Genomic DNA, 24,908 nt, shown 5'->3' on the forward strand with positions numbered 1-24,908 from the left:
ATTTGCTCTCGATCAATCTTTTAAAAACCATTTTATAATCGTCCATTCCTAATTGGAATGGTAATAATTCATTTATTGGAATATGATAGTACTTCTTTTGGGTTCCGGAGGCCGAGAACATGCTTTTGCATGGAAATTCAATCAAAGTAAATTATTAGATAAGTTGTATGTGGCACCTGGTAACGCAGGAACTGCTGCTATTGCAGAGAATATAGATCTTAATCCCAATGATTTTGGGAAGGTAAAACAATTTGTTCTTTCTCATGCTGTGGATATGCTTGTGGTAGGACCGGAAGATCCTCTGGTAAACGGGATTCACGATTTTTTTCTTCAGGATGAGGAAATCAAACATGTTGCCGTTATAGGGCCCGAAAAGTTAGGTGCCCAATTGGAGGGGAGTAAAGATTTTGCCAAAGACTTTATGTCTCGGCATCAGATTCCAACAGCCAAATACAAGAGCATAACAGCAGAAAATTTGGAAGAAGGCTTGTCTTTTTTAGATAGTTTAAAGGCTCCATATGTGCTGAAGGCAGATGGTTTGGCTGCAGGAAAAGGAGTTTTAATAATAGACGATTTGGAAGAGGCTAAAGATTCCCTTCAACAAATGTTAGGAGGAATGTTTGGGGAAGCTAGCAATAGGGTAGTGATTGAAGAATTTCTTTCCGGTATCGAACTTTCCGTTTTTGTACTGACCGATGGAAAATCTTATCGCATATTAGCGGAAGCGAAGGATTATAAACGTATTGGTGAGGGTGATACTGGATTAAATACTGGAGGAATGGGAGCTATTTCCCCGGTTCCATTTGCAAAAGAAGATTTCATGCAAAAGGTAGAGGAAAGAGTGATTATTCCAACTATTCAGGGCTTTCAAAAGGATAACATGCCTTACAAAGGATTCGTTTTTATTGGTTTGATGAATAGGGAAGGAGATCCTTATGTGATAGAATATAATGTTCGCATGGGTGATCCTGAGACGGAAGTAATAATGCCACGTATTAAGTCGGATATGTTAGAACTGCTTCAGGCTGTTTCTAAACAAGAATTGTCTGGGGCAGAATTTGTTCTGGATGAGAGAACTGTTGCAACTGTGATGTTGGTTTCCGGAGGTTATCCGGAGGCTTATCAGAGAGGGAAAGTCATTTACAATTTAGATAAGGCTGATGGAAGTCTGATTTTTCATGCAGGAACAAAAATGGCAAATGAGGAGGTCGTTACCAATGGTGGGCGAGTGATTTCTGTTAGTTCCTACGGTAAGGATATAAAAGCAGCCCTGGCATCTTCATTTAAAAATGCTGAATTAATTGATTTTGAAGGAAAGTATTATAGAAAAGATATAGGATTTGATTTATAACAAAGACTTTATTTTTGTGAGGCCGCAATTTCTCCGATCTTTATCTGGAAATTGTGGCTTCTTTGATAATTTTAATTTTTCAGGAAAAAGATAGAATATATGCTTCTAAAAACGCTAAAAGGGCGACACATTCTACTATTGATTTTTGTGCCATTTATAATATTGGCATTTTGGATTCCAGTTTTTATAAATCCAATTTCGCTGACAGGGGATATCCCTCAGATGCCTTTGTATCATTTAATGCAAGTGATCACAGGACATAATTTATTGGTTTTAAATAGTTTTGGATTGTTGCTTCTGGTATTGTTGGCCTTTTTAATGGTGCGTTTGAATGAGAGATTTGTATTTATCAGGCAGCGAACTGACTTGCCAGCTTTTATATTAGCAATAATAGCTAGTGGAACAATTTCTTTAAAAGGAGTTCATCCTTCTCTTTTTGCGGCGTTTATCCTATTTTTTGCTATCGATAAAATGTTTAGTGTTTATCACGATTCCAGAACATTGTCAAAGTCATTTGATATTGGTTTATTGATTGGTTTAGCTAGCTTGTTTTATCTTTTTGCTGCTTTATATATGGTTTGGTTTTGTTTTTCTTTACTTGTATTAGGATATTTTAGAGGAAGAGAAGTTCTGGCTGGGATTACTGGTTTTCTAACTCCAATATTCTTTGTAGTAGGTTGGTATTTCTGGTTTGATGGCTTGCCTTTTTTTACAGATACAATACAACGCTTAATATCTGTGAATCAGTTATCCATGCAAAGTTCATTATTTCAGGATATTTTTTGGGGATTTCTGGGCTTTTTAGTTGTTATTTCCTCTCTTTACATGATCAATGTGGTAGAGGAGAAAAAAATTAGTTCGCGTAAATATTTTATGATTTTACTAATCTTTTTCCTGATTGCTGTTTTTCTCTATTTCCTTATACCGGGTGCCGGAATTGAATTGTACTTTATAGCTATTATTCCGGTAACTTATATATTGAGCCATTATTTCGTTCTACAGAAACACAGATGGATTGGAGAGATTCTATTTAGTGCTTTAATACTTTCGAGTGTTTTACTTGCTTTTCTGAGATGAAAAAAGTGCTATTTTCTTTCGAAAACAGCACTTTTAATTAAAGAGATCAATATTTATTTTTCAACAATATTATCCATATTAAATGCAGTTGCTACCAGATCATTTTCTTCGTTATCGGTAACTGTGAAAATAATGTCATTGTAATCCTTATCACCCTCAGGCAACTTTATATCCTCAAAACATAGAACAATGTCTTTACAGTTATGCTCTTTAAAAAGAACATGCTGCTGGTTATGGTTTTCATTCCACTCTATATTGGTATAGTGGCGATAAATTCCATCCACTGTTTTTCCATTTTTCCAGCCTTTGGCGATCAAACAAAATCCAATAATAGTATTTGCAGGAAATGAAGCATCACCTAATTGAACACGATCTCCAGTGGTTAATCCTCCACCTTCACCTTCTTTAGAGACATTAGGGAAAAGCATATGTAACTCAACCTCATCTGCATTTACAGGAGGATTTTCAGCATCATAAGTGTAGTAAGCTAAGGAATTTCTCCAACCCGCTCTTTCATCTACGAAAGTTAAGTAAACGGGAGATTCTTTGATTAATTGTAAGGTGAGATTATTACAGTCACAGAATAAGTCGGACTGAGTTTTTGTATTGTCTTTATTTTCAGGAAACATGGCAATGATATTGTCTACTAAAGTAGGACAAGGTTTTGTAGGAATAATATCATCAGGAATTCCTTCATCAATTTCGATAGTTAAGATCTTTAATCCTCCAGTTCCTGCAGCAACAAAAATATAATTACCGCGTGAAGCAACAAAGTTTACCGACGCATGAAAATCCATACTACCTAATAATGTCAGATCATCATCATTTTCTGGAATCATAGCACCAACATAAAGTCCTGCACCACCATTACCAATTAACAAAAGCTGATCATTCAAACTAACTGAATTTGTAACGTAATCTTCGTCTAGTGCACCTTCCGGTGTATCTGGGCGATCTAGATGTTCCTTTAAATCACCATTTAACTTTCGGATATCTAATCCGCCTACATTCAGTGCTGCCAGAATATAATCTTCGTTTACATCAATTTCTGTTTTCGATTCTGGAGTTACTGGCCCGGAAACTTCTATTGGGCTTAGTTCGGTAAAATCAGTTTTGGAAAAAACCTGAATATTTTGAGGATTCGCACCATTTAGGGCATAAATATTATCAGAATTAGTACTAAGTGATCTGGCATCTGTAATATCTATACCTTTTGCTAAAGTAAAGTCATGATTCAAAATGGTTAATTGACCATCTGACCCACTGGTTACATAAATGTAATTTTCATCAACAGCAATATCTGTAGCAACGTAAGATGGGATATCATATATTTTAGCTACTGGCATTATTTGATCGGATGGAGTCAATTCCATTTCAATCAAAATAGCAGGTGATTCAAAAGTGTATTCTACACTTTCGGGGTCAATGGCGCCAGCCAGATAAATTTTGCCATCATAATAATCAACGGCACTAATATCTACTGAAGGGAAAAGAGCTTGAGCCTGAAGTATAGGGTTGCTTTCATCCGCAATATTAAAAATCTCAATACCACCATGATAAACAGAACCTTTAGTGTTGTAGGAAACAAAGGCCAAGTCATCTATAATTTTAACATGAGTTGCCTGAATAGCTTCGCCTTGAATAACAGGTGGATCAACTTGAGCCTTTAATTTAAAAGCATAGTTTTTGGTAAGATCAATATCAACTTCCGAAGCAGTTGACTTAGTTTTTGAATCAGGAAGCGCATTAACTTCAATCAGGTCATTCGAGTAAGTGATTCTGGAACTCAAATCGGCTGGATTATTCGTAATGGTCACCGTCCCAAGTACAGGGGCTTCTTCGGTTTGTTGTTGCGGTTCACTATTATTGTCGGAACAGGAATAGATGAGCAACATGCTAAAAATAAATAGTAGTAGGTTTCTTTTCATATCAATTGTAATTTTATAATTAACACAGTTTTAGAAACACAAGTTACATTCTTTAGTTGACAGAATGGTTTTAATTATGGTAAAATACTTGTAATTGTTGATGAATTACCTTTTAAATTCTGTCAATATTTCTGAAAACCTGTTGGTTTAAATTCCAAAATAGGAATATAGTTATATTAGTAGCTGGTGTATTATTTGTATGGAGAATAGGTTTAGTTAAATGATAAAGGATGCAAATTGATTTAAAAATGTTTTTTTATCCAGCGGGGAAGTAAGTAAACTCCAATAAACAGGTATGGATAATAAGAAATTAAGCGCCACAATAGTGCCATGCTTGCAGCCAACCCAGCCGAAGGAAGAAATTCACCCAGGTATTTAGTGAAAACCCATTCTGAAAATCCACTACCTCCAGGGGTTGGACTAATCAACATCATAATCCACATTACCAATTGCCGTGCAAAAATCATGATGTGCTCAGCGAAGGAATATCCTTGAAACCAAAAAGCCAACAGCATTACATTAACCACCCAATATCTGGCAGTCCACGACCAAAAGGTTGCCATAAAAGCTTTAAACCAATAAAAAAAAGATTTTTGTCTAAGTTGTTTAGAACTTTCGATGATGTCGGAACCAGCTTTATTCGCACCATGTTTCCATTTTCGTAGAATTGGCAATTTAAAGATCCAAAGCAAAAGCCATTTTAAACCTCGGGGATTCCAAAACAAACCATAAGTTAACACAATAAGATAGGTCAGTTTTACCAAATAACCTCCAATTGCAAAAAGGAGTAATGATTCCATCCAGATTGAACTTTGGTGCAAGTCAAACATGAAAAGCTGCTCGTCATTCAATAATAAAACTAACAGGGGAAACATGAGAATAAAATAAAGTTCATCCAAAAATGAGGTTGCCATTACAATTGCAGAACTTCTACCAACCTTAATTCCTTCTTTGTTTAAATAAAGAATAGCTACTGAGGTTCCGCCAATGGCAGAAGGTGTAATTGCGGATGTAAATTCCCACAACATGATGATACGAAAAGATTTACTCCAGGAAAATTCATGATCGGTTAAGATTCGTAATCGAGCCATATATCCTAAATCGCGAACCGCCATTAATAAAATGGCTATTAGAATCCAAAGTGCAGAATACCATGTAAAATTAATTAAGGAAAAAGTTTCTTGATTTACCTCCTTTGAGATCATGTAGATAACAACCGCGGCACCAATAAGAATTGGGTATATAATTCGATTGGGCTGTACTGCGCGAAGCAATTTTTTCTGATTTGTAGACTTGTCGTTACTCATAGTTTTACATTGGAAAACTAATTTAGCATATTTAATGGTTCTAAAAAACAGGTGATTATTAATTGTATGTTAAAAAATCTAAAATAGGAGGTGTTTATCTTTCTCTTTAAATAATTTAGGCTTAGAGAAATAATAAATTTGAAATGGAAAAAAGTGTATCATATATAGTCTAGACTGTTATACCTTTTTTGGCTGGCTTATTAAGTGCAAGCAGATTCGGAATATAAGAAAAGCCGGAAATGAACTAATTTTATTATTTTTAGATTATCTAACGAAGTCTTATTCTATGTCCATACAAGCAACTAAACAGAAATTTGGAACCGCTCCCGTTTTCTTCACAGCCATTTCAACCATTTTAGGAGCTATTCTATTTCTTCGATTTGGTTATGCCGTTGGTAGCGTTGGATTTTGGGGTGTCATTGGCATCATTTTATTGGGCCATTTGGTGACGATTCCAACCGCTCTTGCCATTTCTGAATTAGCCACAAATAAACGAGTTGAAGGGGGGGGAGAATATTTTATTATCTCCCGTTCGTTTGGGTTAAACATTGGTGCAACCATTGGCTTTGCACTTTTTCTTTCTCAGGCAATAAGTGTTGCCTTTTATGTGATTGCTTTCACCGAAGCATTTGAACCTTTTTTTTCTTGGGTTCAGAACAATATGGGATTATCGCTTCCACGTCAGGTGATTAGTGTTCCTGCTATGTTGATTCTCTCTTTTCTGATTTTAAAAAAAGGTGCCAATTTAGGAGTTAAAGCTTTGTATTTTGTTGTTGCTATTCTCTTTATATCCCTTGTTCTATTTTTTTTAGGAAGTACAGAATATTCTGCAACAAGTGATTTTAGTTTGTGGACTGCTCAATTCAAAGGTTCAGGTAAGTTTTTTATTGTTTTTGCTATTATATTTCCTGCTTTTACAGGAATGACTGCAGGTGTGGGGTTATCTGGTGATTTAAAAAATCCATCTAAGTCTATTCCTCTGGGAACTACGGCTGCCACCTTAATAGGAATGATTATTTATTTTTTCGTTGTTTATAAATTGGCAGGATTCGCCTCTAGTGAAGATTTGTTAGAACATCAGTTAATCATGTCTAAGATAGCTTTGGGAGGTAGTATTGTTATACCATTAGGATTGGCAGCATCAACTATTTCATCAGCTATTGGTTCTGTTATGGTGGCTCCCAGAACACTTCAGGCTTTATCTATTGATAAATCCTTTCCTTCAAAATCTGTTAATAATTGGTTGTCCCGCGGTCGACAAAAGGATGGAGAGCCCATTAATGCTTCATTGATAACCTGCATAATTGCCATGGTTTTTGTGGTTTTAGGCGATGTTAATGTTGTTGCCGAAATTATATCTATGTTTTTTATGGTGACTTATGGGTCTCTATGTCTTATTTCGTTTTTAAATCACTTTGGAGCATCTCCTAGTTATCGGCCTTCTTTTAACTCGAAATGGGCTTTATCTCTTCTTGGGTTCTTAACATCCATTTGGGTGATGTTTAAAATAAATACTTTATACGCTTTCAGTGCTGTTATAGCCATGTCATTGTTGTATTTATTTATCAATCATTATCACAAAAAGCGTAATGGACTAGAGTCTATTTTCCTCAACTCGTTATATCAGTTGAATAGAAATATGCAGGTTTTTTTGCAAAAGGCAGGTAAGAAAAAATCTCGTGAGTGGCGACCTTCGGCTATTTGTATTTCCAGAGATTCTTTTAAACGAGACAATGCCTTTAAATTATTGAATTGGATCTCTTATAAATATGGATTCGGAACCTATCTTCATCGAATCGAAGGATACTATTCTAAATCAACTTATAAGCAATCACAGGAGGAATTAAGTCGTTTAATTGAGAGTTTTGATAAAATTGAAAATCATGTATATGTAGACACCATTATTTCACCTTCCTATACATCTGCAATTGCTCAAGCCATTCAATTACCAGGAATAGCAGGTATGGAAAACAATATGGTGATTTTTGAGTTTGACAAGGAAAATCCGGAGAGTCTTGATTCAATTATTGAGAACTATGCTTTGGCACGTTCCGGAAATTTTGATTTCTGTATTTTGGGAAGCTCTTCTTTGCCAATTAATCCAAAAAACAATATCCATGTTTGGATTCGATCTTCAGATACCGATAATGCTAATTTAATGATTCTATTGAGCTTTATTATCTCCGGTCATCCCGATTGGAATAAAACAGATATTAAGATTTTTAATATCTGTAAAAAAGAACAAGCTAATCAAATCAGACAGGAGTTAGATGAATTAGTAGTTAGCGGCCGCTTACCAATCATGAACTCAAATATTGAAATTATTCACGAACAGGAGAATGTATCCTCTCGCGAGCTTATCAATCAGTATTCGGCTGAAGCAGGTTTAACGCTTATTGGATTTAGGGGAGAGACATTAAAGCATGAGAAGTCAGAATTATTTAAAGGATATAAGGCTTTAGGTAATGTATTGTTTATCAACGCAAACAGTCAAAAAACAATAGAGTAGAATAATTAAATTAAGGCATAAAAAAATCCGGGAACCACCCCGGATTTTTACTCTAACCCATTTTAATCTATGAAAACCTAATCCTTATTCGGAAAGGACATGTCAAAAATACGCAATCCTTTAATAGGGAATATTTAATAATTGTTAATTAAGGTTAAAACAATAGATTTGGAATGTTGTGAAATTAAAAAGCAGCCACAGCAAAGTGCTGCAACTGCTTGGATTTGAGGGTGGAGAATATCGGAATCGAACCGATGACCTCTTGACTGCCAGTCAAAAACTTTTACTATGTCATTTTTCCTTATTACCTATGGTTGTTGGAATTATTCAATGTTTTCGCTAGGTTTGTTATGGATACAATCACAAAAAATATGGTTGTAAATGATAAGAGTTTGCGAATCTGTTTGCGAAAAATATATTTGATATGGAATTAGATTGGATTTCCCTTCCAGATGTAAGTGAAGAAATACTAAAAAGTGAGAAAGGTGTTTCTTTGGTTGCAGTGCTCGATACGGACAAGCAACGCAAGGATGGTTCTTACTCGATAAAAGTAAGAATTATTCATGAAAGAGTGTATAAATATTACTCTACTAAGATTGCTGTAACAAAAGATGAATACATAAAATTAAGTAAGGGTAACAGGTTGAATAAAGATTTAACCGAAAAGAGAATTGCCGTTCATCAGTATTTGAAAAGGGCTTATGCTGTTATTGGTGAAATGAATGTATTTTCTTTTGTTGAATTTAAAGAACGATTTACTAGAAAGCGTTCAGATGTAAAAGGTGTATATGCCTATTATAATCAGTATATCGATATTTTAAATTCGGAGGACAGAATAGGGACAAGGGATAATTATATCTACTCGATGAAGAAGCTGAAGGAATTTCATGGAACGAATTCAATTTCATTTGAAGTAATTACTCCTACATTTTTGAGACAATATGAGAAATGGATCATTGATAAAGGACATAGTAAAACCACTGTAGGTATTTATTGCCGTCCACTTAAGAAGATATTTAATGATGCCATATCAGATGGTGTAATAGGTAATGATAAAAACCCCTTTGGAGATGTGAAAAGAGGGAAGTATCAAGCACCCGAAGGTAACAATACCAAAAAAGCTTTAAGTCTAGATGATTTAAAAAAGATCATAATTTATGTTCCTGAATCAGGATCTCCAGAACATTATTATCGTGATATGTGGGTTTTTTCATACCTCGGTAATGGTATCAATATGAAAGATCTTTGCCTCCTGAAGTATAAAGATATTGATGGCAATCACATTCGTTTTAGCCGTGAAAAGACAAAAAATACAAATCGATCAGCTCGACCAATTTCTATTGCCTTGATTGAAATGAATAAGGAAATCATAGAAAGATGGGGAAAGCTACCTAGAGAACGGGACGAATTTATTTTCCCTGTGTTGAATGAGAAACCCAATGAGGAGGAAATAAAACGTAAGGTTCAACAATTTACCAAGCAGGTAAATAAGTATATGAAAATACTTGGAGAGAAACTCAATATTGAAGCTAAAATAACAACTTATTATGCTCGTCATTCATATGTTACAGCTTCCTTAAGAGCTGGTATTGACATACATACTATCTCGGAAAATGTAGGACATTCTAGTTTGAAAGTAATCGGTAAATATATTGATAGTTTAAACGAAGAAGAGAGTGTAAAGAATGCGAATAAACTTTTAGAATTTGATTGAATTATGATTTTATTTACAGATTTAAAGGTAGAGAAATTGAAGCCACGTGAGCAAATATATAATGAGGCAAAAGAGATTGAAGAATTTGATTTGAGAGATCTACAGCTCACACAAAAGACTTCGGAAGTAGAATGTAAGTTAAATGCAGTTCATCGATTTATTGTTGAGAATTCAAATTTAATTTCCGAGGATGAATCTCTTTTAAATTTGATTGAAAAAGTGTATTCGGATTATAAGTGTCTCTGTTTGGAGTATGAAAAGACTACTGATGATAAAACTGGTGAACTGGTTTGCAATTTGTGGTTTCATTATAAGAATAAAATGATTCCATTGTTGGATATCTTAAAAAAAGATATGCATTACCTAATGTCTATGCGTTCAATGTTTATAGAACCAGATAAAATGCCACGTAATTTATCTAATGAATATTTGTATTCTTTGGATGAAGAAGAATTAAGAACGATAGCTGAAGAGCACTTACAGTTTGGAACAGGAGAGGGAAAATATGCATATAGAGAAATTGCCTTATATTTTTTTTACAATAAAATTGAAATAGGTGAAAATGATAAACGTTTGGCAAAGCAACATGCTATTCCAGATCCAAGGGAATTGTATAGGCATTATTATAACATAAGTAAGGGTGGAAAGCTATATAATAGAAACTATGGGTTAAATATTAAGAAGATTTCTTCATTGTTGTTTGGAACAGCAAGAATAAAAGCAAAAGAAGATGCTCGACTATATGAAAAGGAATGGAACAAAACAGTTGATTTCTTGTCATTTGGGACTTGTCTAAATATTTAATAAGTCTCAAAAGATTTTTTAAATTTTTGTTGCTACTTATTATTGTATGGTAATTCAAAACCATGATCAATGAGCGTATTCAAAGCAATAACTGTTACTTGTAAAAAAGGATTTTCAATAGAGAATATTTCTTACGCTCGATTTGAACAAGCTTTTGTCTTATTTATAATGTTAATGAATCCACGTAACCAATTTGTTGGTACGTGGATTTTTTGTTCAATTAAATAAGGAGAAATAAAAATGAGTCAACTTATCGTGTCAACAACTGAAGATCTTACAGTAATAGTAGAAAGTGCAGTAAGGAATGTTTTATCAAAAAAAACGGCTCCAGAAAAGCCAAGTCACTTTAAAAAAGTGTTAGTGTTAAAAGAAGCTGCTGAGTATATTCAAATGCCTATTCCAACATTCCGCGAATACTTAGCAAGGAATGAAATAAAAGGGGCTAAAATTGGCAAGTCATGGAGATTCTTTGCTGAGGACCTGGACCAATTTCTGAAGAAGCATTTGCGGAAGACAAACGAAGAAATAGAGAAGGATATTGATAACGAACTGTCAAAATAGTTTTCAGACTCTTAAAAAAAACGTTGTATGTCAAGATCTAAGAAGTTGGAATCCGACCTGCGAATTTATTCAAGTCAATATCAGATTGACGGAAAAAGAAAAAGGTGGATCGCCATCCACCTTTTATATCTTCATGTTTAGATACCTCACCTAATACACATGTACAAAAATAATAAAAATGGTGCTGATAACCTAATAGATAGGATTAATCAGACCCCAGAAATGCAATTAAAAATAATTCAGCATTTTATTCCACAAGCAGCAGTAAGAAATAATTTTAAAACCCATGACGAGAAGGATCCTTCCACCTCATTAAAGCTTTATGAGGGTAAATATTGGTTAAAAAATTTTGCGTCAACCGATAAGGCAATGGATTGTTTTAATATTGCTCAGGATAAGTTGGAAAAGGAAATGCCTGAAGTTGTTAGGTATCTAACCAGTAATTTATTTCCAGAGTATCAACATAATGATTCTAAGAGTGTATTGTATAGAAGCACTTTTGAAAAACAATTGTATGCAATTAAAAATAATTCAAAACAGGAAGCGAGGGAGTACCTTGAAGGTCGCGGAATTAAATGTGATAAATTACCTGCCAATGCATTTTATCAGAATTTTTCTCAAGATAAAAAAGCTGACGCGATTGTTTTTCTTGATTCAAACGAGAAGTTAATAAATAAGAGATTTTTCGAGGAAAAGAAGGATAGGGATAATTATTTTAATCAGGGAGTATTAGATAATGCTTTGTATACAAAATGCTTCCAGGATAATATGGATACGGTTTTTATAACTGAAGGAGTTATTAATACATTCTCTTTATTTCCCATTTATTCTTGTATAGCAATCTTTAGTGCCAGTAATAGAATATCTAAAGCTGTATTAGAGAGTTATATCCAAAATAAGAAAGTCGTTTTAGCTTTAGATAATGACAAAGGAGGAAATGAAGCTGCAGAAATTTTACATCAAAATATTTTAGAATGGGATATACCTGTACTATCCATTCATAGATTAGTATTTCCTGTAAAAAAGGATGTAAATAAGCTTTTGGAAAAAGGATTGTTATTCGATTATTTAAAGGTAAAAGAAAACTATAGGCAATTATTCCCAGAGTATCTACCAAACTCTATAGATGAACAGGAAGACATAGGTAAGCTTGGCTTTTTTAAGAGAGATAGTTGCTATTACGTCGAGGATCAATATAAAGGAAAGGTTCGAGAACGTCGGATTTCTAATTTTATAATGAAGATTTTTTATTTTTTGCCAGATGGATCGGATGATGCAAAACGGATTTTCTTTCTTCAAAACAGGTCAGGAAAATCAAAATTACTTACAATATCATCCAAAAATCTAAATGTTAAGAATTTTAAGTCAAGTATAGCATCGGTTGGAGGATTCTCATTTCTAGGTACACAGTATGAGCTTGATGTAATTATAGAGATATTAAGAGAACGGGAAAATACTGCTCATTTTATAGGTGTATTAGGTAATCAAAGGGAGTATGGTTTGTATGCTTTTAGTAATGGAGTAATAAACAAAGGAAACTTTATTAAGGTAGATCGGTTTGGTGTTGTAGAAGCAAACAGAAGGCATCTCTATATTCCAGCTTTTAGTATAATCAATAAACACTCTCCATGGTTTGAAAATGAACGAAGATTTAAATTTATACCAGGAAATATAAAATTTATGGAGTGGGCTAGCCTGTTCTATAAAGCATATCAAGAAAAAGCAGTGGTTGGGATTTGTTTTGTAATTGGAGCCTTATTTCGAGATATCATATTTAAAGAAATTGGATTCTATCCATTTTTATTCTTTTTTGGTGATTATGGAGTCGGGAAAACATCATATTCTGAAATATTATTGAACCTGTTTGGAACAGGAAATAGAGGCCTCTCTTTAGAGGCTGGCTCTACTTCAAAATCGGTTGCTAGAACAGCAGATCAGCTAAATAATGCACTTTTATATTTCAAGGAGCTAGATAGTAAAATTGAGTCTCGAATTGTAGGGTTTTTAAAAACGGCCTATGATGGAGTTGGTTATTCTCGTGCTCAATCAACCAATGATAATAAGACACATGATACGCAAGTTAATTCTGCCATCATGTTGGATGGTAATTATCTTCCTACCCAATCTTCTGCACTATTCAGCCGAATGATAATTTTAAACTTCTCAAGTCATCAATTTTCGAATGAAGAAACGAATGCTTTCCAGACATTAAAAAAGGAAGGACAGGTTGGTTTTGGAAATGTGATTCTTGATATATTAAAAACTCGAAATTATTTTGAACAAAACTTTAAAGAACAATTTAATACGATATATCAAGAATTAAAATACAATCATTCTGAGATTAAGTTATTCCCTGAAAGGAATATCAAGCACATGACAATGTTGTTTTCCGTTTATCAAACTGTGAGTTCAAAGCTTCATTTACCTGTCAATTATGAAGAGTTGTTTGATTACGTTGTGGCGAATGCACGTGACCAAAATGAATCTATTCTTAGAATTAGTGAGGTAAATCAATTTTGGGATGCTATAGAATTTTTGAAGACTGAATCGAAGATAAATAATCAACATTATAGGATCGTAAAACATGATGGGAGTAGTTTACTTGCTATTCGTTTCAACTTGATATATCCAGTTTATAAAAGATTCTGTATTACACAAAATCAAGCGGATTTGGAAATTAACACATTGCTAGCATTACTAAAAGATCAAAAATCATTTGTGAGAACCTGGCAGAAAGGAAGGATTGACTCGCATACCATTAAAGATTTTGGGAGTGCATATTTATTTGAATTTGAAAAACTACCATTAGAAAAAGAATTATGGCTAATAAAATAATTTCAATGATCAATCAAAAGGGTGGTGTTGGAAAAACAACCACCACCTGCTCCTTGGCTGCAGCATTGAGTTTAAAAGGAAAGAAAGTACTGCTCATAGATCTAGATCCGCAGGCTAACCTATCACAATCATTAGGGATAAGTGATTTCGAAAATAATATATATCAAGCTTTAAAAGGAGAATCTGAAATCTCACCAATAAAGGTGATGAATAATTTATATATCGTCCCATCTAGCATGGACCTGAACGCGTTAGAACATGAAATGACTAATGAACCTGGTCGGGAGTATTTGCTTAAGGAGTTGTTAGCATCTATTAAGGACAATTACGACTTTATTATAATAGATTGTTCCCCTTCCATCGGTTTGATTGCTTTAAATGCCCTTTCAGCTTGCGATACGTTTATAATACCCGTTCTTCCTCACCATTTAAGTATTCAGGGCTTAAGTGGTTTGGCTGGTGTTGCCAAAAAAGTCAAATCTAGAATTAATCCCAAATTAAAGCTCGAAGGCGTACTTATTACCCAGTTTAGCTATCGCAAGGTTTTACACCGTGATGTGCAGAATGCTTTGAAAAAACACTTTAATGGAAGGTTATATGACTCTACGATTAGAGAAAATATCTCACTAGCTGAAGCACCCTCGACAGGCATGGATATTTTTCGATACGCCCCCAATAGTAATGGTGCTGAAGATTATTTAAAACTGTGTGAGGAATTTTTAAGCAAACAATAGTGATTGTTAGCTACTTGATACCATAAGAACCATAATCAACATTAAAACCATAAGTTATGGCAAAAAAGAATTTTACACCTGGCATTGATGGATTATTACAGTCCAGTATATCCGAAAAAAAAGAATCTGATAAAGAAAAAAAGAAAGCTATTAAAGCAACGTACTACTTTGATGTGGCACAGTTGGATAAAATAAAAGCAATTGCCTATTACGATAGAAAACCTATTGGGAGAGTTATTGAAGAGGCATTAGGCGAATATATTCAATCGTACAAGGATTTGAGTAAGGCTCAAAAATTAAAGCCTTAAAATAGCTTAAAATAGAACGAGGGAATCTACTGCATAGTAGGTTCTCTTTTTTGTCTTTAAATAAATTTTGTAAGAAAAATATGAATTTTCAATGTAAACCTGTAAACCTATATTGATTTATTGTTGTTATATATTGATATTTAATTGTTTATCTATTTATTTTTGGTTTACATACGGTTTACATACGGTTTACACAGGTTTACATGCTTTTTTAATGAGTAGATTCTTAAGGGGTTAAGGTTTACATTGTTTTTTCTTTATCAGATTTTTTTTTGAAGCTGTGATATTGAAATTTTGAATCTAAAAAAAGTGAAAAAAGATTAATTCAAACCCAAAAAAATATAGAACAATAAAAATAATAGGAGTTGGAAGAAGGTTGGGAAAAGGAAAAAAATGGAGGAGATAGGAAAACAAAAAAAGAAAATAGAAAGGGAAAAAAATAGAAAAGGGAAGAGTAAAAAAGAAGAAATAATGATTAATAAAAAACAAGGAAAGGGAAACAACTTACAAAGGATTCAATTTTAAATAGCAAGGTGTGTTTTGGGTGCACCCAAAACCTAATTTACACTGTGAATTGCCTTGCTTCCTCGATCTATTGTCGGGAAAAATCAATGAAAAATTGATTCAAATATTTCCGTTCCGTTAATATTTAGATTAAAATAAATGATATGAAAAGTAATGGTATTAATAAAGGTGGGCGAACAAAATTAGTTCAGTCAAAGAATAGAAAAGCTAACAAAATATTATTGTATTTGAATGATGAAGAAATGGTAAAGTTAAATATTTGCTAGATCCTTACATAAAGAAAGATCTCCATTTATCCGTGAAATTTTATTGGAGGGGAAATATAAACTTGTTTATCGAGACGAAACAAGAGATGAGATGTTGTATGAATTGGGTAAGGTTACAACTAATTTAAATCAAATTGCTCATCGTTTAAATATTGATAATGCACCAAATTTGACTGGAGAGGATGTTCTCGTGTTAAAAGAATTAAGGGAAATATTATTGCATTATAACTACTAAAAGTATCTCACATAGTTTGTAAATAGCCCTTAGTAAAACTACCCTTACTAACTTTTCTTCCAGAGGATTTTGCTTGAGAAAGAGTAATTCTTGAAGCTGTGATTCATGTCATTTTTGTTTTCCCATTTTTTGAAATTCTAAAGATTGTTAATAGCTACTTTTAATTAATTACCATTTCTGCTTGATGTCATAAACATCACTGTCAGGTTTTAATTGATCAGCATGGTTGTCAAGATCAGCTTGACTGTAATCGTAATCTAAGGCCATAATTTTAATTCGTATTAATGTGAATTAAATTTACTATCAAAAGTAGGAGCTGATAAAAAATCCAATCTAAAAAAAAACACGATATTTATAGTGAATTGTTAGTGTAAATGGTAGCGTATTTCTGAAAAAAAACACATCATGAGAAAAGAAAAAGGGGTATAGGTAAAAGAGAAGAGGAAAAGGAAAAAGAAATAAAGATTAATAAAAATGGTAAATTGAAAAAAATAATTAGAGTTTCAATTTTGAGGAGCAAGGTGTACTTTCTGTGCACAGAAAATCATTTCACGATGTGAAATACCTTGGTTTCTTCGATTTTATGTCGAAGAAAAATAACTCGAAAATGAGTGAGATTTTGTTCCGTTCCGTTAAAAAATGAATAATGAAAAAGAGAAAAAATAAAAGTTTTGGGAAATTAGAATCTAATCGAATTGTTTTTTATTTAAATAATATGGAGCATTCATTATTTAACAAGATGTTTGAATCGTCCTTACATAAAGAAAACTTACCATTTATACATGAGGTTTTAATGGAGGGGAAATATGAAATTACTTATAAAGATAAAACTCGTGTAGAACAGATTATTGCTTTAAGTAAAGTTGGATCAAATGTAAATCAAATAGCACATCGTTTGAATATGGATTATGCTCCTAGATTGACGGAAAAAGATCATGCCGTTTTAGCAGAATTTAAAGAATTGTTTTTGAATTTTAAATTCTGAATACTTAATATGAAATTAAAAGAATTAATAGAGCAATACCAATGGCTTGAAATTAGAAAAGCTTTATGTTGTTTGTATACAGAAACTGATCGGAATTTAGAAGGATATGAACTTGTATTCGAAAAACTTAAACATATCACTCCAAAAGAGAACAATTTCGAAATAGTACTTCAAACTATTAAGGAAGAAAATTGGGAATCCTACGTGCACGTTAATGCTACGGATTTGAGTTCGGAATCGACAGATGAATTCTCCGGATCCTGGAGTTTGATGGGTACGCCTTGGAATGAGTGGTTGTTTATGCCAATAAGCAAAGAAAGCATGGAAAATTTCACCGAAATTGAAATACTTGCTCACTGTTTATGGGAGATGACATATTGTGGTTTCGAAGAAGAAAGTATTCAAGAGTTTAATGATAAATTAGATGATGAAGAGGCTGAGTTCGAAAGCTTGACAGAAGACGAGAGAAAAGAGAAATACAGCACTTTTGATGAGATAAAAGAAAAGTATAATTATCCTAAGGATGATAACTGTTCTGACAACAAATAGAATAAAACGATCATGTAAATTCAATAAGTATTACTCTCCGTAAACACCATATGCACCATCACTACTAGACTTGCCATCTATTATGGCAGTTATGGCAATGATTTTTTTGCAAAACCATTAAAACACAAACAAATGATAGAACTATCAAATGAAATGTATATCACTAAAGATGTTTATAAAGCCTTAGTTGATTATGGAAATATACTTGTTGTTAATTTGCTAAGGGAGGCGGTAAATCTTGAAGAAAAGGTAGATGAAGATGGGGAGGAATATTATACTGTTAGAGAAGAATTTGAAACATTAAACTATCAGGAAGGTCAATCACAAAATCACTATTTTGAAGAGCTATCTCAGCTAACAACTAATTATTTAAAAGAGTTGAAAGATTCTGATAAAACAGCTCTTTGTTTCTGTTTGATTAATGAAGAGAAGTATTACAATAAATTGCTTGAATATGTAGAAGAAGAGGATTCGGATACGATGGAGCAATATGATTGTAAAATTGGAAGAGAAATCGCTAGATTAATTTATCAGGAGGACAAAAAGGAATTAATGGAATGGTGCAAAGAATTTCTAATGGATTTAATTTCAATATTTTCGACTGAATTCGATTTTTCTTTGATTGATGAAAGTACAAAGTATAGCTTAGAGGATAATCTTAATGAGTATAAAACTCGAGATTTTATGAATTTTCCGATTAGGTAATTTATAGATAGTATGAAGAGTCAAGCATTGTGTTTGACTCTTTTTTATTGAAGATATTGTGTTTAGGGTATTGCCATATATTATGGTAATACGGGTAATTATGGCTTTGCCATAAAATTGGCACGCTTGACAGTAATATTTTTAAGTCAATAATATTAACTTGCAAGGTGTAAAATAGAATTATATGGAAACCAAAATTTTTGACAATATTTCTAACCTTTGGGGTGAAGATCTTAAATTAAATATCAAAAAAGGGAGTAAAGTACAAATTGCAGCTTCCTGTTTTTCTATATATGCTTACGAAGAATTAAAGACCCAGCTGGAACAGGTAGATAGCCTTGAGTTTATTTTCACAACAAGTGCAACTCTTAATGATAAAGTTTCCGAAAAATTAAAGAAAGACTCACGCCAATATCATATTCCAAAAGATAATTTAAATGATATCTATGGAAGTGAATTCGAAATAGAACTTCGTAACAAGTTAAAACAAAAAGCAATTGCTTTGGAATGTGCCGAATGGATCAAACGTAAAGTAACATTCAAAACAAATGTCGAAAATGTTCCCATGCAACAATTGGTAAATTTAAGGCAAAATGGTCAAAGTACAACCTATTTCCCAATACAGGGGTTTACAACGGCCGATATGGGATACCAGCGAAACAATGCAGTATCAAATTTTATAAATCGCTTTGATGCGCCATTAACAAATGCTTATTTTCAGTTGTTCGATCAGGTTTGGAATGATGAAAAATGTTTAAAGGATATAACTGAAGGTATCCGCAGAAACATAGCGGAGATTTACCAAGAGAATTCTCCAGAACGAATCTACTTCTTTATGCTTTTTAATATTTTCAAGGAGTTCTTGGAAGATATTAATGAAGATGTTTTACCTAATGACATGACTGGTTATAAAAATAGTGTTGTTTGGAATAAGTTATTTAATTTTCAAGAGGATGGCGCAACTGGTATTATAAACAAACTAGAAAGCTATAATGGTTGTATCCTGGCAGATAGTGTAGGCCTTGGAAAGACATTTACGGCTCTAGCTGTAATTAAATACTATGAACTTCGAAATAAATCTGTCTTAGTACTTTGTCCGAAAAAACTAGCGGACAATTGGCAAACTTATAAGAGTAATTACAAAACGAATATTTTAGCAGAGGACCGATTGAATTATGACTTGCTATTTCATACTGATTTGTCGCGAGAAAAAGGATTTTCAGGTGATATAGATTTGGCTAAAATTAATTGGGGAAACTACGATTTAATTGTAATTGATGAGTCTCACAATTTCAGGAATAGTGGTCGTAACTTAAAAGACAAAGAAACCAGATATGAGCACTTAATGAATAATATCATTAAAACAGGTGTGAAAACTAAAGTTCTAATGCTATCTGCGACACCAGTAAACAACCGCTTCAGTGATTTGAAGAGTCAACTGGCTTTGGCCTACGAAGATGAATCTCAAGTATTGCAAGACAAATTGGGAATGAATAAAACAATCGAAAGTGTTTTTAAACAAGCGCAAAGAGCTTTTGATAATTGGTCCAAATTGCCACCAGAAGCAAGAACGGCTAAAGCCATTTTGGATGCTCTCGATTTTGATTTTTTTAAACTATTGGATAGTGTAACAATTGCTCGTTCCAGAAAACATATTGAGAAATATTACGATACATCTTCTGTCGGGAAATTTCCCACAAGAAGAAAGCCCTTATCATTTCGTCCGTCATTAACATCTCGAAACGATGTTTTAGATATCAACGACATATACAAGCATTTAAGTGCTGTAAAACAAGCTGTGTATGCACCATTGTCATATGTCTTTGATAGCCGAAAAGATAAATATGAAGATGCTTATGGTACCGATACAAAAGGAGCTCGACTAAAACAGGTCGATCGTGAAAAAGCTTTGCAGAAATTAATGACAACGAATTTGTTGAAGCGGTTAGAGAGTTCCGTTGAGGCATTTCGAATTACTTTGAGTAATATGAACAAGAGAATTTTTCAAGCTCTTGATAATATTGATAGGCATTTGAAATCAAATCAAAATTTCTTAGCTGAAGAATTTAACGATAGTGATGAAACCATTGTAGAAGACAATGAGGATTTTGATAATGCAAGTATTTTTACGGAAGGAAAAGTCCAAATTGATTTTAATGATATTGATTTGGTTTCCTGGAAAGCAGATTTAGATGCCGATATTGCTTTGATTCAGATCTTAGTAAAAGAAATGAATAAAATTAAGCCAGAGCAAGATACAAAATTGCAACACATAAAAGAGCTCATAAAAGAAAAGGCAAATCAACCCATTAATCAGGGAAACAAGAAAGTGCTTATTTTTACAGCATTTGCCGATACAGCTGAATATTTATACAGTCAACTTGCTGAACCGCTAAAAGAAAAAGGATTGGAGCTCGGCAAACTAACGGGAAGCGCAACCCCCAAATGCACACTTGGACAAGGTTTTGATTTTCAGAAACTATTAACCTTTTTTTCACCACGTTCGAAAGAAAAGTCAATTTTATATCCTGATGATAATAGAGAACTCGATGTACTTATTGGAACAGATTGTATTTCTGAAGGGCAAAATTTACAGGATTGTGATTATCTGATTAACTATGATATTCATTGGAATCCGGTTCGTATCATTCAGCGTTTTGGTCGTGTCGATCGTATCGGTTCTCAAAACGATGAAATTCAACTGGTAAATTATTGGCCCGATATATCACTGGATGAATACATCAATTTGAAGGAACGTGTTGAAAACCGAATGCACATTGTTGATGTAACTGCCACAGGTGATGATAACGTTCTTTCAGCAAAAGCCAATGATGTAAGTTATCGTAAAGAACAATTGCGCCGTTTGCAAGATGAAGTAATTGAATTGGAAGATCTGAAAACAGGAGTCAATATTACAGATTTAGGCTTGAATGATTTTAGGATGGATTTACTATCCTATATAAAAGATCATGGCGATTTAGAATGTATGCCAAAAGGCTTGCATGCAGTTGTGCCAGCAAATGAAGAGTTGGGGCTTAAACCTGGTGTTATTTTTACGCTATTAAATAGAAATGCCAAAATAAAGACCAATAAACACAATCATATTCAGCCATTTTATTTGGTTTATATAGGTGATGACGGTAATGTAATATGTAATTATACCGAGGTGAAAAACCTTCTGGATATAACACGTAATTGCAGTAAAGGATTTGATAAGCCAATTCAAAAGGTGTGTGATGCCTTTAATAAGGAGACACAAGACGGGCGTGATATGGAATTTTACTCCGACCTGTTAGATAAGACCATTTATTCCATGTTAGATAAACAAGAAGAACAGCAGGAGAGCGATTTGTTTTCTGACACCCAAGCATCTTCATTTAGTGATGACTTTAATGGCTTGAGCGATTTCGAATTAATTTCATTCATTGTTGTAAAGGAAAATTATGCATAAAATAAATTTCCCCCTTAGCACTAAAGTAGAACGTATTATAGCTAAAGATAGAATTTTTAAGCAAACTGCCGTTTCGGATAAAATAAAGCATTTGTTTGTGGAACAGGTTGATCGAATACGCTGTATTTATGAAATAACAGCCCAAACACTAAATCTAAAATCATCAGATCAAGTACCAAAAATATTTATCATTCAAATTTCATCGAAAGCAAATGAGTTGAGTCTGGATATCTTGAAAACTATTGATGCGGCTTTCCAGGTTCCGGTCATTTTTGAATTAGTCCAAAATAAGAAAACTCAATATATAGCCAGTTACCGTCGAAGAAGCGAAATGGATCACAGAAAGTGGATTCATTCACAGTATTTTTTTTCGGATAGTATTAATGATAAAAATGAGGAAACTGTTCCTTTTGTTTTGTCTATGGAGAAATTGTATCATCATTTACTAAAACAAATTATTCCTATTCAGGTAGCTAAAGAGGAATCTTTTTCTTTGTTTATTGAACGAGCTGCTAGTATCGAACAAATGCAAAAACAAGCAGACAGATTGTTGCTTCGTGTAAATAAAGAAAAACAATATAATCGCAGGGTAGAGCTAAACCAGGAATACAAAAAACTACTTGTGAGTATTGAGGAAAAACAATCAATTTTAAACTAATTGCGTCCTAAACGTTTTTACTTATATTGAGTATTTTATTGATAGCAATAAATTTAAGATTATTGTTAGGACGAAGAGCTTCTCTTTGAGCTTCTCGAAATATGGCCTCTTTCTTTAAATGTTTTTCGTTTTACGAGAGCTTTAGAAAGACCGGGAAGTTGAGAACTTTGTTCGAAAATCACCCGGCCGCACTTAAGCATGAGGCAAATAAGAAGGATATTTAAGAAGCAGCCTTGATTTTTTTTGCTTCGTTTTTTGGATCAAGCCAAAAAATGAAGTCGGGTTTGGGCGAAGCGCCAATTTATTAGGACAGAATTGATTTTAAACTAATTTTGTCTAAAATTTAAGAGAGCAGAAATAAGGTATGGAAAAATTAAAATTACACTCTAAGAATATAACCTCAGACAATATTGATAAAATTGCAGCTCTATTCCCAAACTGCATAACCGAAAGTGAAGTTGGAGAAAACGGGGCTACTGAGCTGCGTCGAAGTATTGATTTTGACCTTCTTAAGCAAGAGCTTTCCACCACTATTGTCGAAGGACAAAAAGAACGCTACCAGCTCAATTGGCCGGGGAAAAATAAAGCGCTTTTAAACGCCAATGCGCCAATTGCGAAAACCTTGCGACCATGTCGCGAAGAGAGTGTTGATTTTGATAATACTGAAAATCTCTTTATTGAAGGGGATAATCTGGATGCCTTAAAACTTTTGCAAGAAACCTATTTGGCTAAGGTAAAGATGATCTATATCGATCCGCCTTACAATACAGGAAAAGACTTTGTTTACAAAGATAATTTTGCACAAAGTTCAGAGGAGTATTTAATAGAATCAAGACAAACAGATGAAGATGGCAATCGCCTTGTTGCTAATGCTGAAAGTAATGGACGTTTCCATTCTGACTGGCTTTCGATGATGTATTCTCGATTGAAATTAGCACGTAATATGCTGAAAGATGATGGCGTGATATTTATTTCGATAGATGAGGTAGAATTCTCCAACTTAAGAAAAATTGGAGAAGAAATCTTTGGATCTGAAAATTACATTGGAGATATAGTTTGGAAGAATAGTAGCAAGAATGATCAAGATTATATATCTATTCAGCATGAGTATATTCTTTGTTTTGTGAAAAATAGAAGTTTAACTGATGGAGAGTGGAAAGAACGTAAAGAAGGCTTAGATGAAATATACGCTGCATTTAAAACCTTTCACAAAAAAAATGGTGATGATTGGGCTGAAATTCATAAGCAAGCTTTAGCGTGGTATAAGAAGTTTCCTGAATCAAATCCAATATATGGCTGCAAACACTATTCTTGGATGGATGAACGTGGTGTATATTTTCCAGCAGATATATCTGGGCCAAATGTTGGGCAGTACGTTTATGATGTTATTCACCCAAACACAGGGGTAGTTGTTAAAGCACCATCTCGTGGTTGGTCATGTCCTCAAGAAAAAATGTTCGATCTGATTCAAGAGAATAAAGTTCATTTTGGAATTAATGAGACTTCTGTTCCTTGCCTAAAAACATATCTAAAGGATACTGAATTTAAGAGTTTAACAAGTATTGTCTTTAAAGATGGAAGAGCTGCTTCAAAACGATTAAAACAAATATTTGGTGAAAATATATTTACTAATCCTAAGGATGAGGAGGTTATTTTCAAATTAATGAATGCTATCAATATTTCTGATACAGATATAGTTTTTGACTTTTTCGCTGGCTCAGGAACAACTGCTCATGCAGTTAATCTATATTGTCAAAGAAAGAATATACAATGTAAATATATTGCAGTTCAAATTGCAGAAGATTTAAGCGATATATTGAAAACAGCAACGGGTCTAAGTAAAAAAGTTATAGCTAATGCAATTAAATTTCTCACAAAATTAAATCGACCATTAACTATTTCAGAAATTTCAAAAGAACGCATTCGCAGAGCTGGTAATAAAATCAAACAAGACAATGTAGAAAAAGAAGGCATTGATAAATTGGATATTGGCTTCAGAGTTTTAAAAATAGATAGCAGTAACATGCAGGATGTTTATTACAAGCCAGATGAAACTACTCAAACAACTCTGTTTGATACAGAAGACAATATAAAATCTGATCGAACTGAGGAAGATTTATTATTCCAGGTATTATTAGATTGGGGAGTAGATTTAAGTCTGAAAATTATTCGCGAAGAAATTGAAGGACAGAACGTATATTTTGTGGATGAAAATGCCTTAGCTGCTTGTTTTGTAACGGATGGTAAAATAACGAATGAAATTTGTAAAATTATTGCAGAACGCAAGCCATTGCGTGCCGTTTTCCGTGATAATGGTTTTGCCAACGATGATGTAAAAACCAATGTGGCACAAATCTTCAAACAATTAAGCCCAAATACCGATATTAAAGTACTCTAATAGGCATT

The 24,908-nt window shown here is 33.4% G+C and carries 18 protein-coding genes and 1 tRNA gene; 16 read left to right on the top strand and 3 right to left on the bottom strand.

Features of this window, described 5'->3' with window-relative positions:
• The first annotated feature begins 82 nt into the window (after positions 1 to 82).
• Both purD and DLK05_RS08670 read left to right on the top strand, forming a co-directional pair.
• Positions 83 to 1,351, top strand: a complete 1,269-nt coding sequence (gene purD, locus DLK05_RS08665) for a phosphoribosylamine--glycine ligase (protein WP_127343615.1) — start codon at positions 83 to 85, stop codon at positions 1,349 to 1,351.
• A gap of 99 nt (positions 1,352 to 1,450) precedes the next feature.
• Positions 1,451 to 2,428 (top strand): DUF6427 family protein, encoded by a 978-nt coding sequence (locus DLK05_RS08670; RefSeq protein ID WP_127343616.1) that lies wholly within the window; start codon positions 1,451 to 1,453, stop codon positions 2,426 to 2,428.
• Positions 2,429 to 2,481: 53 nt separating this feature from the next.
• Here DLK05_RS08670 and DLK05_RS08675 read toward each other — a convergent pair whose 3' ends face one another.
• Together DLK05_RS08675 and DLK05_RS08680 are read right to left on the bottom strand one after the other, a co-directional pair.
• Positions 2,482 to 4,356: a DUF4114 domain-containing protein gene (locus DLK05_RS08675; protein ID WP_127343617.1), complete on the bottom strand. Its 1,875-nt coding sequence runs from the start codon at positions 4,354 to 4,356 to the stop codon at positions 2,482 to 2,484.
• 242 nt (positions 4,357 to 4,598) lie between these two features.
• Positions 4,599 to 5,663, bottom strand: coding sequence for a lysylphosphatidylglycerol synthase transmembrane domain-containing protein (locus DLK05_RS08680; protein ID WP_127343618.1), 1,065 nt, complete (start codon positions 5,661 to 5,663; stop codon positions 4,599 to 4,601).
• A gap of 286 nt (positions 5,664 to 5,949) precedes the next feature.
• On the opposite strand from DLK05_RS08680, the gene DLK05_RS08685 reads away from it, so the two are divergent.
• A complete protein-coding gene (locus DLK05_RS08685; protein WP_127343619.1) occupies positions 5,950 to 8,172 on the top strand; it encodes an APC family permease in 2,223 nt (740 codons plus the stop codon).
• Positions 8,173 to 8,403: 231 nt separating this feature from the next.
• On the opposite strand, the gene DLK05_RS08690 is transcribed toward DLK05_RS08685, so the two are convergent.
• Positions 8,404 to 8,472: transfer RNA gene (locus tag DLK05_RS08690), tRNA-Ala, on the bottom strand.
• Between the two features lie 124 nt (positions 8,473 to 8,596).
• Between DLK05_RS08690 and DLK05_RS08695 the strand changes: the two genes are divergently transcribed.
• The 13 genes from DLK05_RS08695 to DLK05_RS08755 all read left to right on the top strand — a co-directional run bounded on the left by DLK05_RS08695 (position 8,597) and on the right by DLK05_RS08755 (position 24,900).
• The gene (locus tag DLK05_RS08695) at positions 8,597 to 9,886 is read left to right on the top strand and encodes a tyrosine-type recombinase/integrase (protein WP_127343620.1); all 1,290 of its coding nucleotides are present in this window, start codon (positions 8,597 to 8,599) and stop codon (positions 9,884 to 9,886) included.
• A gap of 3 nt (positions 9,887 to 9,889) precedes the next feature.
• Complete coding sequence (locus DLK05_RS08700; protein WP_127343621.1) at positions 9,890 to 10,690, top strand: hypothetical protein; 801 nt, start codon at positions 9,890 to 9,892, stop codon at positions 10,688 to 10,690.
• 240 nt (positions 10,691 to 10,930) lie between these two features.
• Positions 10,931 to 11,251, top strand: coding sequence for a helix-turn-helix domain-containing protein (locus tag DLK05_RS08705; protein ID WP_127343622.1), 321 nt, complete (start codon positions 10,931 to 10,933; stop codon positions 11,249 to 11,251).
• 222 nt (positions 11,252 to 11,473) lie between these two features.
• Positions 11,474 to 14,086 carry a toprim domain-containing protein gene (locus DLK05_RS08710; protein ID WP_209319799.1) on the top strand — a complete coding sequence of 871 codons (2,613 nt, stop codon included), beginning with the start codon at positions 11,474 to 11,476 and terminating at the stop codon, positions 14,084 to 14,086.
• Positions 14,071 to 14,820: a ParA family protein gene (locus tag DLK05_RS08715; RefSeq protein WP_127343624.1), complete on the top strand. Its 750-nt coding sequence runs from the start codon at positions 14,071 to 14,073 to the stop codon at positions 14,818 to 14,820. Before DLK05_RS08710 ends, DLK05_RS08715 begins: the two co-directional genes overlap by 16 nt.
• Before the next feature lie 56 nt (positions 14,821 to 14,876).
• A complete protein-coding gene (locus tag DLK05_RS08720; RefSeq protein WP_127343625.1) occupies positions 14,877 to 15,128 on the top strand; it encodes a hypothetical protein in 252 nt (83 codons plus the stop codon).
• Positions 15,129 to 16,010: 882 nt separating this feature from the next.
• Positions 16,011 to 16,154: a plasmid mobilization relaxosome protein MobC gene (gene mobC / locus DLK05_RS18915; protein ID WP_369073565.1), complete on the top strand. Its 144-nt coding sequence runs from the start codon at positions 16,011 to 16,013 to the stop codon at positions 16,152 to 16,154.
• Between the two features lie 646 nt (positions 16,155 to 16,800).
• A complete protein-coding gene (mobC, locus tag DLK05_RS08730) occupies positions 16,801 to 17,139 on the top strand; it encodes a plasmid mobilization relaxosome protein MobC (protein WP_127343627.1) in 339 nt (112 codons plus the stop codon).
• Between the two features lie 9 nt (positions 17,140 to 17,148).
• Positions 17,149 to 17,688, top strand: coding sequence for a DUF6557 family protein (locus tag DLK05_RS08735; protein ID WP_127343628.1), 540 nt, complete (start codon positions 17,149 to 17,151; stop codon positions 17,686 to 17,688).
• A 132-nt stretch (positions 17,689 to 17,820) separates the two neighbouring features.
• On the top strand, positions 17,821 to 18,393 hold the full coding sequence (locus DLK05_RS08740; RefSeq protein ID WP_127343629.1) for a hypothetical protein: 573 nt from the start codon (positions 17,821 to 17,823) through the stop codon (positions 18,391 to 18,393).
• A gap of 184 nt (positions 18,394 to 18,577) precedes the next feature.
• Positions 18,578 to 21,844, top strand: coding sequence for a helicase-related protein (locus DLK05_RS08745; RefSeq protein WP_127343630.1), 3,267 nt, complete (start codon positions 18,578 to 18,580; stop codon positions 21,842 to 21,844).
• Entirely contained in the window at positions 21,837 to 22,502 is a 666-nt protein-coding gene (locus DLK05_RS08750; protein ID WP_127343631.1) for a DUF4391 domain-containing protein, read from the top strand. Before DLK05_RS08745 ends, DLK05_RS08750 begins: the two co-directional genes overlap by 8 nt.
• 364 nt (positions 22,503 to 22,866) lie before the next feature.
• Positions 22,867 to 24,900, top strand: a complete 2,034-nt coding sequence (locus tag DLK05_RS08755; RefSeq protein WP_127343632.1) for a site-specific DNA-methyltransferase — start codon at positions 22,867 to 22,869, stop codon at positions 24,898 to 24,900.
• Positions 24,901 to 24,908: the final 8 nt, after the last annotated feature.

Source organism: Ancylomarina longa, assembly GCF_003996985.1.
In the GTDB taxonomy this organism is placed as follows: domain Bacteria; phylum Bacteroidota; class Bacteroidia; order Bacteroidales; family Marinifilaceae; genus Ancylomarina_A; species Ancylomarina_A longa.